Source organism: Natrialba chahannaoensis JCM 10990 (assembly GCF_000337135.1).
GTDB classification, from domain to species: Archaea; Halobacteriota; Halobacteria; order Halobacteriales; family Natrialbaceae; genus Natrialba; species Natrialba chahannaoensis.
In genome coordinates, this window is the sequence record NZ_AOIN01000101.1 from 1 (window position 1) to 13949 (window position 13949).

Below are 13949 nucleotides of genomic sequence, written 5' to 3' on the forward strand. Positions count from 1 at the left end.
AAGCTACTGCGGAAACCAGGGAGAGAAGCGCTCAAACACGCTATCAAAGCCACACTGTGAAATCAACAAAGTGCTACACAAGAGCGTCGTTACTTCCGGTGTCGACAAGCGACTGCAACGCTCCCGTCTCCGGGTCGTAACAGCAGATGCTAACTCGGTCATCGAAGAGACAGATTCCACACCGATCGTCGAGCGGAAGGTCATCATGCAACAAGACAGTGTAGTTCGAGCGCGTCACTGTCTCGACGACAGTTTCTTCGTCCCACGCGAGTAGTTCCTCGAAGATGGCGGGCGGGTAGATGTATTCACACTCTAAGCCATTCAGAACGTGGTCGAAAAACGGCTCTAAATTCCCTGTCTTGAGTAGTGCCATGCCGAATCCACGCATCGTTCTCGTCGTTTCGAAGAGTTCTGTGAGCCGCTCGACAGGCTTGTAGGGGTATCCCGGTCCTGGCTGGGAAACCACTACGTCGGTGAACAACTCAATGCTGAACCCATCGATCTCGTGAGGTAACCATGGCCAAACCTCGCGCAGTCGCCGTTGATACGCCATCGCCTCCCTGAACTCCTCAAATTGGTCAGCGACGTACATCCCCAGCTCGGTCAACCGATACGTGTTCCCATCTCGTTCTACCCAATACCGATCCTGAAAGTCGGTGAGAATTCGGCTCATGGTCGGGGAAGACGCCCCCGTCGCGGTGCGGAGGGCCCTCCGGTCACATGGAGCGCTGGTTAGCGCGTTGAGCACCCCAACACGATGCGCTGAACTGACGAGAAATTCCATGTCTTCGAGCGTCGAACCCATAGTAAGGATATGATATAACATACCATAACTATATAGGGGAATCTCAGCGGATATTCTCTGTCTGTTGGTGATTTGCCGCTGAATCTGTTCAATAGTCCCGACTACGGTTTCGAGTTAGTCGATAGAATCCAGATTCTGAACGATCAACGATGCTGATCAACTCACTGTCGACGATTGTGAATTGAGTCTTCGACAGAACCACTATCGAGAGTAAACCGTTACAGTCGAAGGTATGCATCGCGGTCGGCGGTCAGTACGACACCGCTGCGTACGACGTATATCACACAGCGGACCATGGCGAACAGCAGTAAAAACCGGTGTGGATGCAGCCGGTTTTGGCTTGGTGGGGAGTGGTGGGGTGAGCACGCTATCACTGTAGTGATGGGTGCACGGGAGACAATCTACTGGGCAGGTTGGACGTATCGCGGATAGACAGCCAGCAATGGATTGGTGTCTCCTGAGAGACCCAATCAACGCACACCAATATACGTTTTCAGGCTATCTTTGAGACAAGGTTCTACTTATACACCCATTCTCAAATATAATCTCTCAAATGTCAGATATTATAGTTAAATGCCCCAAATGACAGTATCCAAGCGCTATTATTCAGACGGCCAACAAGTTGATGGGCGTGTGTACGAATCAGTGCACTGGCGAGGAAGCCATCGAGGATTGTCGTTGCCACAACGAACACCCGACGAAACATCTTCCTCGCTGTTCCGACGTCTTCAAACGGAAACACGTCATCCACATTCGGATGAGCGAGTTGTGCCCGTCTCTGGGACTGGGCACACACCGAGTTACCAGCAGGTCGCCCACTGCCCTGCTGGTGACAGGACTTGATCCGCGCAGCCGTTGCTCACCACACGAAAGCGAGTGGTGCTCTTGTCCCGACAGCAGGTGATCGTGTCAATTCATAGCGTTGGCTATCGGTCTTCCTACAATCAAGGGCCCTTCCTGAGTCACCAGCAGTAGTGGCTCGGAACGGTAAAAGAGCGGTGTGCCTCTGAACCGGTAGTTTGGGTCCGGTTGTGGTTTGCGAGCGGAGACATCGGTGAGGACTCGTCCTGACCGTGGTGGCGAGTCTGCAGAGGAGTGCTCTCTGGACAGACTAGTCGTTCGGTGGCAACGACTGATGATGGGTGTATCCCTTGCACGCATCCATTCGTCCGACACCATACCAGTATACCAATATTTCAACAATACTGTTTGGATATTATCCCACTAATCGAGAGAAGTCCAGTATCTTCAGATATGCCATCACGACGGCTATGTGCAATCCATGAGTTGGAACTCACTATAGTAACAACTGAAACGGTTTACACACTGATCGCCGATCTGGCTGGCGATCAGGTGTACACTGACTTTCAGTAGCTACTATCGCTATCTGTAGACAAGGACTCACCACCAATCGATTCTCACCTGGACTCGAGTACACTCGCTGCGTTCAACACCGTCGCGTCGTCGAATCGGTGGCCGACGAGCATCAGTCCAGTGGGCAAGCCATCGACGGGGCCGGCAGGAATGCTTATACCCGGATGACCGGTGCGGTTGAACGGCGTTGCGTTGTGAAGTAAATCGGTCTCCTGCAGTCGGTCGTACTGATCGCGGTCGGAATCGTGTTCGGGCGGTTTCGTGACCGCTGTCGGCATCGCGAGCAGGTCGACGGTCTCGAGTACTGCATCGTATCGTTCGGTGAGTTCGACGACGAGATTCATTCCCTGCGCGTAGTAGCGCGAGTGGTACTCACTGTTCGTGTACGCCCCCATGAGCAACAGGAGTTTGAGCCGTGCGGGGAGGTCGTTGCTCTGTGCGCGACGGGCCTTGCCGAAGGCCTCTATCCACGATTGGTTGTACCACGCCTTCCAACCATGCCCCAGTCCCTCACCGAGCATGGCGTCGAGCAGACCTTCCGATGTACAGACGTCGTGGATGTCCTTCGCGTCTGCATGCATCGGAACTGAGACGTCTTCGATCGTGGCCCCCGCCGCTTCGAGGTCGTCGATCGAATCGCGGACCGTCTCGAGTACTGCTTCGTTTGCACCGTCTATATCGAAGCCCTCCTCGAGGACGCCAATCGTGAGATCGGAGATGTCTCCGTCGAGGGCGTTCTCGTATCGCTCGGTCGGCACAGGTGCGTGCGAGCGGAGGTCGCGTTCGTTGCTTCCGGCGATGACGGTGAGCAGTCGGGCAACGGTCTCTACGTCAGCGGCCATCGGGCCTGGATGGTCGATCGCGTGCTCGATGCCGATACAGCCTGTGTAGGGAACGAGTCCGTACGTCGGTTTGTGACCGACGATGCCACAGAAGGCTGCCGGGACGCGGACACTCCCGCCCTGATCGGAACCGATTGCGGCGTCGACCTCGCCGCGAGCGACGGCCACTGCACTCCCGCCGCTTGATCCCCCTGCCAGATAGGCGTCGTCGTGCGGGTTCGTGATCGGACCGAACGCGCTGTGACCTGTCGAGGTCATCGCCATGTCGTCCATATTCGTTTTCCCGACGATGTCCGCACCGGCTTCGAGCAACCGCGTAACGATCGTCGCGTCGCGGTTCGGCACGTAGCCTGCAACGACCTGTGACCCGCAGGTCATCTCGACGCCGGCGACAGAGACGTTGTCCTTGATGCCGATCTCCCAGTCGCTCAGATCCCCGCTGTCGTCGCCGCCGACGTAACACGCGCTCACCCAGGCATTGTGCGGGTTCTCTTCCGGTGGTACTCGCGTCCCACCACTTCGCTCGCGCCGCTCTGTACCCCCGAGTCGCGGCGTCGGCTCGTAGCGCATCACCGTCTCGTAGGCGTCGCGCTTCGCTGTCGCTAGCTCGACGAAGTACTCGAGCTCCTCGTCAGTTAGATCGAGAAACAGTTCATCGCCGAGATCGGCGAAGATCGCTTTCGTCGGCGGTCGAAGCGGCATAGCCGAACAGTTGGCCGTCTCGTCCCTGTGCGTGTAGGTGGCACTCGCAAGCAACGGGGATTCGCGGCTTCCAGCCCTACACATTCATCCGTTGAACATACCACCCCACAACAGTACCCACGTGCCCGCACGAACGCTGATCGAACGGCAGGGCTACTCGAGTCCCACCCCGTTAGCCCTTGGCAAAATTCACCGCTCTGTCAGAACTAATGCAAAAGAGTATTGAGATTGAGTACTGGGTCGTCGATAACGAGGGAGCGCTCACAGCGCCCGGTGAACTGGTCGACATCTCCCAGTTTACGGAGGCGGAGTTCGTTGACTGTCTCTTCGAGTTGAAGACCCCACCGTGTGAAACGGTCGGCGAACTCCAGCGGACATTCGTCGAACAGCTACGCGAAGTTCTCGAGCGGGCAGCCGAACTCGACAAGGCGCTCGTCCCGCTTGGGACGCCCCTCAACAGCGACGCAATCGAACTCCGGGCGGACGAACGCGGCAAGATCCAACGCCAACTGCTCGGGACGGATTTTGAGTACGCGAAACACTGTGCTGGAACACACATTCACTTCGAGAAGCGAAACGTCACCGACCAGCTCAACACGCTCATCGCGCTCGATCCGGCACTCGCACTCTGTAACTCATCACCGTACTTTCAGGGCGAATACGCCGCAAGCAGCGCTCGCGCGTACATCTACCGCAAGCGGTGTTACGCAGACCTGCCGAATCACGGCCAGCTCTGGAACTACGTCGACACCGTCGCCGAGTGGGACCGCCGGCTCGAACAGTGTCTCGACGAGTTTACTGAGCGAGCAATGGCGACGGGGATCGACGAAGCACAGATCACGGACCACTTCACGGCCGACAACGCCGTCTGGTCGCCAGTCCGGCTGCGTGACGAGATGCCAACCGTCGAGTGGCGCTCACCAGACGCGACACTCCCCAGTCAGCTCTTGCAACTCGTTACGGACGTCGACTCGATTATGGAGGAACTCCACCACGCAAACGTCACGATTGGCGGCGAGACTGCAAGCCGTGAGGCAAACGAAATCGTACTCCCGACGTTCGACTCACTGCAGAAGTACGTCGACGCCGCACTGATCGACGGCCTCGACTCGCCGGCAGTCGTTGACTACCTCGACCGACTGGGATTCCAGACGAATCACTATGAGCCATTGACAGCGGAGTTCGATACGAACAGTTCCATCTCGATCACGGATGCGCGTGCTCTCCGACTCGAGTATGCGACCCGTCTGGAGCGCGACGTCGAACGGCTACAGGCCAGCGCGTGATCAGAACCACAATTGTCCAGCAACACGCATACGCAGTCACTCACCACGTTTCGATGCGTCCTTCACAAACGTCCTCCGCACACCCCTCACAGTCCGGGTGTCCCGCTTCGTAACATGCCGGTCGGTACTCCTCGTCGAGCATCGCCGCTCGCCGCTCTGCGTACCGCCGACAGACCAGTTTTACACGCCCCTCGTCGTCCGAAGGCAACTGCCGTGCGTTCTTCGCCACTTCGTACGCCTGCTGTGCCTCCCCGAGCTGTCGGTCCGTCGACTCCCGTAACTGTTCGTACTGCTCACCCGCCGCTTGCAATTTCGACCGAAGGAACCGCTCGACCCGACGCTCATCCGACATACTAGTACTGGTTCCCGTTCGACCGCCTGCCACATAGGCTCGTCGCTGCTCACGACCAGCTACACTCCGGGCTGTAGAAGAGAGTACTCGAGTCCGGTGAAGAACCGAGTGCGCAATCGGCTCAATGGGTGGCCAGACGATGCCGTCATGGAAGCAGGAGAGTAAGGGTTAACTACAATCCCCGTTTTCTTCCGCATAGACGGGGCCCTTAGCTCAGTCTGGTTAGAGCGCTCGGCTCATAACACGACCGGCTCTGTTCGGTTGTGTGAGATACCGAGTGGTCGATGGTTCGAATCCGTCAGGGCCCATCCAGAAACTGCACGGTTCTGAGCCAATGCACCTGTAGGGTACAGCGCTTGTATCCCTTATTTTCTGATTTCGAGTGGTGATTGACCCTCCACCCGTGTTCGGAGTTCATCCAGCTGCTAGACGCGGGTCGCTGTCGTCGTGCCTTCACTGATAGCCGACGCTCGGAAATCATTTAATCAACAAGCGATTGATTCCCTCTCTTATGATATCGTGACATAGTATCTTTTCGACTCTGGCGGTTATAAATACACATCCGAATTGAGATATCAAATTTAAAATGCACTCTGTGAATCTCGGTTAGTTTGAGAGAGAGTATGAAACTCATCCAAAATATAGAGGACTGAAACATCAAATAATGACGTCAGTTGTTGCTGATATCGGACGATGTCTTTCTTATCTCCGGTCACAACACGCTGAAGCACATCGCGTTCTGCAAGCCCTATTGCATCAAGAAGCCACTGAGAGTCTACTGGAGGAATCCGGGACTCTCGAATTCCGATGTGCTCCTTGACTAGGCCGCGAGCGCGCTCCTGATCGTCATAAGTTGACGACATGACGTGGACAGCATCCATTAGTGCGTCTTTCCGCTCCTTTGCGTCGTGGAGAACACGATCTCGAAGATCTTCGACACACCGTTTCGCATTCCGTGGGGTTATTTCACGCGAGGAGAAGTAATTCTGGAAGTGTTGAACAAAGTGTGGCTTGGCCTGACTTCGAACCTCAATATTATCGAAGAAAATCTCTAAGATCCTCTCAAAGGAAAGACCATCGTAGCGCTGTAAATCAATTTCTCGATTGTACATTGGGATATTATCCTCGACATTCGCTTGAAAGTCTTCAAGAACGGTCCCGAACACGCCATCGGTCTCGTCTGGGTCAACCTGTAGCTGATCCGGGTCGGACACAACTCGAGGCGCTCCTTGTGGACGACTGCAATACTCGTAGATCACAAACTCACTCGTGAAGAGCGTGTTATGACCGTCTAGGATACGCTCTGCTTCTACGGCCCACCGGTCGTGAGAAAACGTGAGTCCAATGAGGACGTTAGTGTCTACGAAGTATCGAGTCATTGGCCCGGATGGAGATCTTCGTGCGCAATTCCCCGGCGTTCAAGAATCGGAGCAACAAGTTCGTCAGCTGCACTCCGTTCAGATTCGAGTTCAGTCTCTAATCCAGAAAATTTCGCATCAAGGTCTTCCTTTTCGAGTTCGTCAAGTTTCTGGATCGCAGAACTCCGAGCCTCCTCAAACGAGGTTATACCGAGGTTCCCACGGACCTCTTCCGGAGACATTGCCTGGGCATGCCGTTGAGCAAGTTCGAGTGCAAAGATACGCCAGAACGTTACATTCACCGTCATCAATCTGGAGGGATCAGGAGAATGCGAATGGAGTTCTCGAGTGACCGCGTTATACCACTTGATTAGTGGTCGATCGTACTCCGGAAATCGGTCGTTTGGAAATGATTCAAAAGTGTCGTGGACGGAGCTGAGCACCGATTCTCTGCTTGGGTCAACCTCAAAGAAATCGTGATACTCCGTATGTAACGTTCGTATTTTCTTATCTAACTCCCGAAAATCCCGCTGAACCTGATACGGCGCATCATCATACATTCGGTCAGTGAGCCATTCTAATCCATGTTCGTAATATTCAGAGAGCGCCTCTGAGACAACAGAACGTAGGCGATCTTCAAGTCCGGGCTCGTTAATACTTGCTGAGGGGACAGACGAAGGTGTGGCTGGAGAGACGGTACCAAAGAGATACCAATAATACGGGATCGAGATATTCAGATTTCGCTCGGTAGATTTGACGTCAATACGGTAGAGGAGCTTGTGAAGCGACTTTTTCGGTAACGCATCTGCGGCCCCACGTTCGTGATTGAGGAGACGTAGAGTCGTTCCCAAGACCTCGTGGTTCATTATCCCCAATATATACCGCTCTGATTATAGAAGTACCGTCGGCTCCCAGTAGACTATCCAATGACTGAGGGAAAAGTAATTCACACGAGACTTCCTTGTAACGAGATACAACGTGCCCATCTACAATATATATAAAGAGCGGGAAGGGACGGCGCGTCGCGGGGAGGACTATAAGGAAGTCATCATTGAGTACATGGAAGGGCTGAATTACATGGTTGAGCGGGATTCAGCTTTCCACTCCACGCTTGACGATATTCAGTTTGTGGACAAAGCTACGGGCGATAAAGTGGTAGCCGAGGCGAAAGCGTATTCCACAGGCCTCAGCCCGAACGATTTTAGAGACGAACTCGCCCGGTATTTCCTCGAATACATCAAACAACCCCAACCCCACCGTTTTGATTTCTATATTTTTACGGAGACGCTCTCTAATGACCAGCTCTGGAAAGCCTTGTTCGATCGTGATGTCACCGATAATCAGAAACTGGTCGACTTCTACGAAAAACTCAAAGACAGCGTCAACGATGAGGTCGTAGATCGGCTAGATGATACTGATGTAGATGAGTTCCGAGATTTTGCTATCGATACCCATGTTTTCGTAGGCACCTACGATGATCTCCGTCAACAAGCTCATCAACTCGAGAAAACAGAACGGTTCCAGTACGAACCATATCTTCATTCGTATGAACCGGTTTCTGAGGAAACAGAATATGCGACGAATCTGTTTCAGGTTACCCGCTACCCAGAGACACTGTACATCATAGAGACGACAGAGGAAGCCGAATCTGCTCGCGTCTATAATTACAACAACGAAGCGTTCCCCATCAAGCTTCACGAGCGGAAATTATATTCGCTCGTTCATCCGGACCATCTTCCGGGGTCTACTCGTCATTACATACACGAGGACCGTTTCGAAACACGAGAGTTCGAGGAGTACCTCCGAACGCGGGCTCAAGAAGAGGAGCGTGAAAACATCGTAAGATCCCTTCTTAGGGGGATTTTTACTCTCGTTGCAAGAGATAACGATTGTCTCATCGACCGTGAGAAGGGAACAACCGTATACCCGGAACTGGACCGCAGACAGCACGGTACCGAACGAAAACTAGGTCGGTCATGGGTTGCAAAGGAGTTAGATTCCTATCCCGATGTCATCCACCGCGGTGTCAAAGTACGAGTACGGCGCTATGCGGGAGAATACTACTACGTTCTGCTACCCACACAGGTTTTCACTTCAGATGGTCATCGACCTGTAACAGGCGAACGTAAATCACGGCTCCAAAACGACTTCTCACCAAATCGTTTCCACGCCCAGAATAGTAAGTACGACCGCCAGCTGCGTGTCTGGGAAGAGTTGCTGATGTCGGACCAGACTCAGCTTGACCGGTTTATGGGTGAAAAGATACCCGTCGTAAAGGAACTCGAAGTAACCAGAGTTGACTCGCTATCCCTCAATGTCCGCCCTCCCAAAGACGGAGACGAACGTGATGAGCTCATCGAGTCAGCTTCTGATCTCGAAAACACAGGTGGAATTGAACAATGACGCCCCAAGATACCCCGTTCACGCTTCGTCACCTCGAGGAGCCAGAGATTCAGTTTGAAGGAGGTACTGAAACCTCTCCCAAACGAGGCCTTATCAGATATGGTCCACGACTCTATGAGGAAGGACACCATACAATCAAACTCGGAATTATCGGCGATCGAGATTCGATCCGCCGGTTGACCGAACTACTTCATGATATGGAGGTCGGGATCCATCCAGGAACAAGTGGTAATCCGTGGCAGGTTCCGTATCCCGGCCTAGGTAAGAGTTCTCCGCTCAATCTCTCTATTAATGCAAAAAAGGGTTGGAGACGCCAAATTCGTCGACGAGACATCCAATCTGTTACGAGTAAATCGTCCCCCAGAGATCGGATGGAGAGATTCCTGAAGCTAGTGCGGAAAGACATAGAGATTATCGAACGAGATTCGGTTCAGCCGAACGCAATCATCGTCTGTATTCCGCAAGAAGTGATGGACGCGTGTACTCCTGAGAACCAGGACCATGCGCGAATCCAGTCGGAAGGTTCTGACTTGCGAAATCGAATCAAGCTGATCGGGATGGAGGCTCGAATCCCCACACAGCTGATTAAGCCATCCACACTTGCGATCCGTACTGACCGACAGCGAGCATCTCGGGCCTGGAATCTCACAGTTGGACTTCTATACAAGTCTCAACGAGGGCATCCCTGGAAAACTCGGCAAATCGAAGATGGGCACTGCTACGCAGGGCTCTCGTTCTACAGAGAGCGAGACGAAGGAGATGATGTGATTCGAGCTGCTCTTGCTCACGTCTTTCACGGACGGGACCATATTATCCTTCAGAGCGATCCACTCCCGGATATCACCGAGGACGAGAATGGATCTCCCCATCTCTCATATGAGGCGGCTAGACAGGTAGGTGAGCAGATTCTGGAATACTACGAAGCTCAGAAAGGAACACGCCCAAGTCGGTTTGTTCTGCATAAGCCATCTATCTTCTGGGATGAAGAGCGTGAGGGGTTGCTCGATGCGACGGAAGGTGTCCGTGATTTAGACCTTGTATGGGTTCGTAGGCGACCGAAGGTTAGGTTGTTCCCACCTACAGATTATCCCGCAATGCGGGGAACACTTCTAAGCGTTCCTGATGACGACGTACATTACCTCTATACATCAGGATATGTTTCCGAGGAGACAACCTACCAAGGGAGTGGGGTACCGTCACCGATTGAGATTCGGCCTGATGAAATCTGTGAGACGCCCTCACTAGAGATTTGTAAAGAAATTCTCTTTTTCACTAAACTCGACTGGAACACATCGGACTACGCGATTCGAATGCCAGCAACCGTGAGTGTTGCAAAGCGCGTCGGCACGATCCTCTCTGAAGTAGATACCGAGTCGATTTCTGAGGTTCGGCCACAGTATTTCTACTATATGTGAATCGGTGAGTGAGAGGCTTATTCGTCTGAATCAGAGATCGGATCTAGCTGATAACCAGCAGACCGCAGAAATTCGCGGATATGCTCAACCTCCTGCTTCTCCTCAGGGGAACTCGTCCCGAGTAGCTCTTCAATTACCTGCTCTCCATCCTCACAGAGAGTAATTGATTCATTGAAGGGGGTGTTCTCAAGTGGATCTCGTCGCTCATCAATCACGATCGGCTGCCAACCGCCATGGTACTGGTATCGGTAGAGGGTGATAGTGCGGACGGTGTCTTCGTCGACGAAGAAGCTCGTTTGGTCGCGTTTGCTGGCGACCGCGAACTTCTCACTGTCGAGATCCGCAGCAAAGTCCTCGAAATTGTGGAACTCAGCAGGAACCGGCCCATCGACGACGTGAGTGATAACTCCCGGCCAAGTAAACCCATAGACACGCTCGAAGAAGCTGACACCATTGTCGTCGGGAGAATCAAACACGAGGAGAAGATCGCCCAGCTGGAGTTCTGTACCGTCTACGCTGATATGCGATGAATATGGATAAGCGTCACCGTCGTCGAGGACTTCAATATCCGGCTTCGACATATTGTCCGGGTCTAGTTGGAGCTACAAAGAGATGGCTAATAGCTCGCGGATTGGATGTCAGATTGGCCAGAGGGACAGTATCATAGTCGAACCACAGACCTGTTACACTAAATTCCTCTTTAAAATACCAAATGACTAAGTCAACTGTCTGTATACACCCTGATAACCAACTATGCAGGAAATTCAGGGAATTGGACATTTCGTGATACAATTATGCCGATGATACGGGTACAGGACTGGACAAAAGAACAGCTAGAGGAGATCAAGGACGAAGAGGACCACACGTCCCTTGATTCAGTAATCAAGACGCTCCTCAAAGAACGCGCCAACGAAACCACCTCAACAAACGAATGAGCGATACGCCCACAACCACCGGCACGACGAATCGCCCGCCGAGTATTTTCGAGTTCTGCGAACCTCGCCAGGACGTTCTCACCGGTGAGCTCGCTGAGGACCAATTCGCGGCTAGCCTCGCTGACGTCGCCCACAGCGACGACGCTCCTGATGTCTACGCGGACCCTCGACTCTTCTTCGAAAAAACCTACCCCACTAGCGGTCTACAGGAGCTTCTCACGCATCTCGCAACCCGTTTCGTCGGCGCACATAACGACGACTACACCGGCACGAACGGTATTCTCCGACTCGACACCAGCTTCGGTGGCGGGAAAACCCACAACCAGATCGCCGCGTATCACCTCGCAGGATCGCCGAGTGCTGTCCCCGACCTGTCTGACTTTATCCTCGACCAGGACATCGCCGATGAGTATACTGACGCCGCTGCACTCGGTCTCGACGTCAACTCGGCCGTCTTCGTGGGCACACACGTCGACGCAGAGGACGCTCGCTCGAACTACGACGACCCTGACGCCCCTGCGACGAAGACCATGTGGGGGGAAATGGCCTACCAGCTTTTCGGGCGGGAAGGCTACGAGTTCCTGCGCGAAAACGACGAGAACCGAACGCCTCCAGGAACAACCAAACTCGAGCAGCTCTTCGAGCGGAACGACAATCCGTCACTCATCCTCATCGACGAGATTGCCGCATATCTTGAACAGGCCGCAGCCGTCGAGATTGGCGACTCAACGCTCGCAAAGCAGACAAATACGTTCTTGATGTCGTTACTGTCCGCGACGCAGAATAACGACAAGGTCACCGTTGTCCTCAGTATTGCGGACACTGCTTTTGCTGACCAAGCCGAGGACGTCCGTGGCCTTGTCTCTGAGACAATCTCGGAGTTCAACAGTATCAGCGACCGTGTCGAAGGCTCTATCACACCAACCGAAGACAACGAAATTGCCGCCGTCCTTCGACATCGTCTGTTCGAAAAAGTCGGAGGAGATGGTCGCGATGCGACTGTAGATGCGTATATGTCGTTCTACACGGGTGACCGTGACTCCTTCCCCGATAGCGCGGCAAGCCCAGAGCATCGAAACCGCCTCGAAGATAGTTATCCGATTCACCCGACGGTAATCGATACACTCACTGAGGAACTCGATTCACTTCCGTCGTTCCAGCGTACTCGCGGAGCACTCAAACTCCTCTCTCGTGCAGTATACCGACTCTGGCAGCACCAGAACGACAATCAGGAACGCCATTTCGTTCGATTGTTCGATCTGCATCCCTCCGACGGAGACGTTCGTTCGACGCTCCTTCGCCTGTTCTCGTCCGTGGATATGGACTTCGAGGCCGCAATCAAAGCTGACATTTACTCGGAAGACGGGACGGCGAACGCAGAAGAAGAGGATCGGAACTGGGTCAAAAACAGTCACCCATCGCTTGGTACACAACTCACGACAGCGATCCTCTGGAAGAGCATCGTCAAAGGTGCCGACGGACGCGGAACTACCCGCCGTCCCCTTCGGCACGCGATCGCCAACACCGAAGTTGAGCTGGCGCACTACGATGACGCGTTGAATAACCTTCTTGGAGAGGGCCGTCGGTCTGCGTGCTTCTACCTACATGGAGACAACGGTGAGAAAATTCAGTTCAAGTCTGAGCCAAACTTGACGAAACTCATCGACTCCGTCGTCGAGCAGTTGCAAGACGGACTCGCCCGCCGGCACCTCGAGGAAGCCCTTGACGAAGCGCTCGGCCAAGGGACCCTCAACGTGATTGTTGGACCGGAGGAACCGCACGAGATTCCGGATACCGCTGACGAAGCGCACCTGTGCGTGATGGATTTTGATACGGTCACCATCACGGATTACGAGACAGTCCCAGAAGCGATCCAAACACTGTTCAAGAACACGGCATCGTCGAGTGGCGGGCAGAAGACCCCGAGAGTGTTCAAGAACAACGTCGTCTTCCTCGCAGCGAGTGAAAACGACGTGGCAGACGCGAAGCGGACCGCGGAACGCGTTGCCGCCATCAAACACGTCCAAAACAACCTCGGCGACCAGTACGAACTTAACACCGAGCAGCAGGACAAGCTCGGTGAGCGACTGGATAGCGCGAAGGGGACACTGGATCAGGACATCAAGAAGGCATATACGCACCTCTACTTCCCCACCGCGGATGGACTCGCACATCGGAACGTTACGACCGACAGTACCATCCATCAGAGCGTCATCGAGAAACTCGACGAGGCAGGTGCGATCATCCCCGAAGGTGAGGACGCCTACGGCGTTGATTGGTTCGAGGCGACGATATGGAACGTTGGCGCAACCTCGATGACAACGCGAGCCGTAGAAGAACAATTCGGCAAGCGTCAGGATGCAGAGATCCTTCTGTCACCGATTCCGCTGCGAAAAACGATCGCTCGGTTGGTTCGCGACAGCGGGTACGCGTACTGGGATGACTGTCTCTTATACACATCTCTGATGGCGCGAGGG

11 protein-coding genes and 1 tRNA gene are annotated in these 13949 nt (G+C 53.8%); 6 read left to right on the top strand and 6 right to left on the bottom strand.

The window, feature by feature from the left end; genetic code table 11:
* Nucleotides 1–73: 73 nt before the first annotated feature.
* Both C482_RS20010 and C482_RS20015 read right to left on the bottom strand, forming a co-directional pair.
* The gene (locus C482_RS20010; RefSeq protein WP_006169668.1) at nucleotides 74–826 is read right to left on the bottom strand and encodes a helix-turn-helix transcriptional regulator; all 753 of its coding nucleotides are present in this window, start codon (nucleotides 824–826) and stop codon (nucleotides 74–76) included.
* Between the two features lie 1397 nt (nucleotides 827–2223).
* Nucleotides 2224–3723: an amidase gene (locus C482_RS20015; RefSeq protein ID WP_006169669.1), complete on the bottom strand. Its 1500-nt coding sequence runs from the start codon at nucleotides 3721–3723 to the stop codon at nucleotides 2224–2226.
* A gap of 209 nt (nucleotides 3724–3932) precedes the next feature.
* Between C482_RS20015 and C482_RS20020 the strand changes: the two genes are divergently transcribed.
* Nucleotides 3933–5009 carry a glutamate-cysteine ligase family protein gene (locus tag C482_RS20020; RefSeq protein WP_006169670.1) on the top strand — a complete coding sequence of 359 codons (1077 nt, stop codon included), beginning with the start codon at nucleotides 3933–3935 and terminating at the stop codon, nucleotides 5007–5009.
* A gap of 40 nt (nucleotides 5010–5049) precedes the next feature.
* Here C482_RS20020 and C482_RS20025 read toward each other — a convergent pair whose 3' ends face one another.
* Nucleotides 5050–5361, bottom strand: coding sequence for a DUF7091 family protein (locus tag C482_RS20025; RefSeq protein WP_006169671.1), 312 nt, complete (start codon nucleotides 5359–5361; stop codon nucleotides 5050–5052).
* 202 nt (nucleotides 5362–5563) lie between these two features.
* On the opposite strand from C482_RS20025, the gene C482_RS20030 reads away from it, so the two are divergent.
* Nucleotides 5564–5669, top strand: a tRNA-Ile gene (locus tag C482_RS20030).
* A 273-nt stretch (nucleotides 5670–5942) separates the two neighbouring features.
* Here the strand turns inward: C482_RS20030 and C482_RS20035 are convergent.
* Together C482_RS20035 and C482_RS20040 are read right to left on the bottom strand one after the other, a co-directional pair.
* A complete protein-coding gene (locus C482_RS20035; protein ID WP_241431966.1) occupies nucleotides 5943–6575 on the bottom strand; it encodes a hypothetical protein in 633 nt (210 codons plus the stop codon).
* A gap of 161 nt (nucleotides 6576–6736) precedes the next feature.
* Nucleotides 6737–7585, bottom strand: coding sequence for a hypothetical protein (locus C482_RS20040; RefSeq protein ID WP_049897036.1), 849 nt, complete (start codon nucleotides 7583–7585; stop codon nucleotides 6737–6739).
* Between the two features lie 112 nt (nucleotides 7586–7697).
* On the opposite strand from C482_RS20040, the gene C482_RS20045 reads away from it, so the two are divergent.
* Both C482_RS20045 and C482_RS20050 read left to right on the top strand, forming a co-directional pair.
* Nucleotides 7698–9122 (top strand): hypothetical protein, encoded by a 1425-nt coding sequence (locus C482_RS20045; RefSeq protein WP_049897037.1) that lies wholly within the window; start codon nucleotides 7698–7700, stop codon nucleotides 9120–9122.
* Complete coding sequence (locus tag C482_RS20050; protein WP_241431967.1) at nucleotides 9119–10537, top strand: argonaute/piwi family protein; 1419 nt, start codon at nucleotides 9119–9121, stop codon at nucleotides 10535–10537. Before C482_RS20045 ends, C482_RS20050 begins: the two co-directional genes overlap by 4 nt.
* Before the next feature lie 17 nt (nucleotides 10538–10554).
* On the opposite strand, the gene C482_RS20055 is transcribed toward C482_RS20050, so the two are convergent.
* The gene (locus C482_RS20055) at nucleotides 10555–11118 is read right to left on the bottom strand and encodes a hypothetical protein (protein WP_006169675.1); all 564 of its coding nucleotides are present in this window, start codon (nucleotides 11116–11118) and stop codon (nucleotides 10555–10557) included.
* 213 nt (nucleotides 11119–11331) lie between these two features.
* Here C482_RS20055 and C482_RS21960 point away from each other — a divergent pair, with 213 nt between their 5' ends.
* Together C482_RS21960 and C482_RS20060 are read left to right on the top strand one after the other, a co-directional pair.
* Complete coding sequence (locus C482_RS21960) at nucleotides 11332–11472, top strand: hypothetical protein (protein ID WP_011222499.1); 141 nt, start codon at nucleotides 11332–11334, stop codon at nucleotides 11470–11472.
* On the top strand, nucleotides 11469–13949 hold a 2481-nt coding region (locus C482_RS20060; protein ID WP_006169677.1), incomplete at its 3' end, for an ATP-binding protein. The genes C482_RS21960 and C482_RS20060, both read left to right, overlap by 4 nt.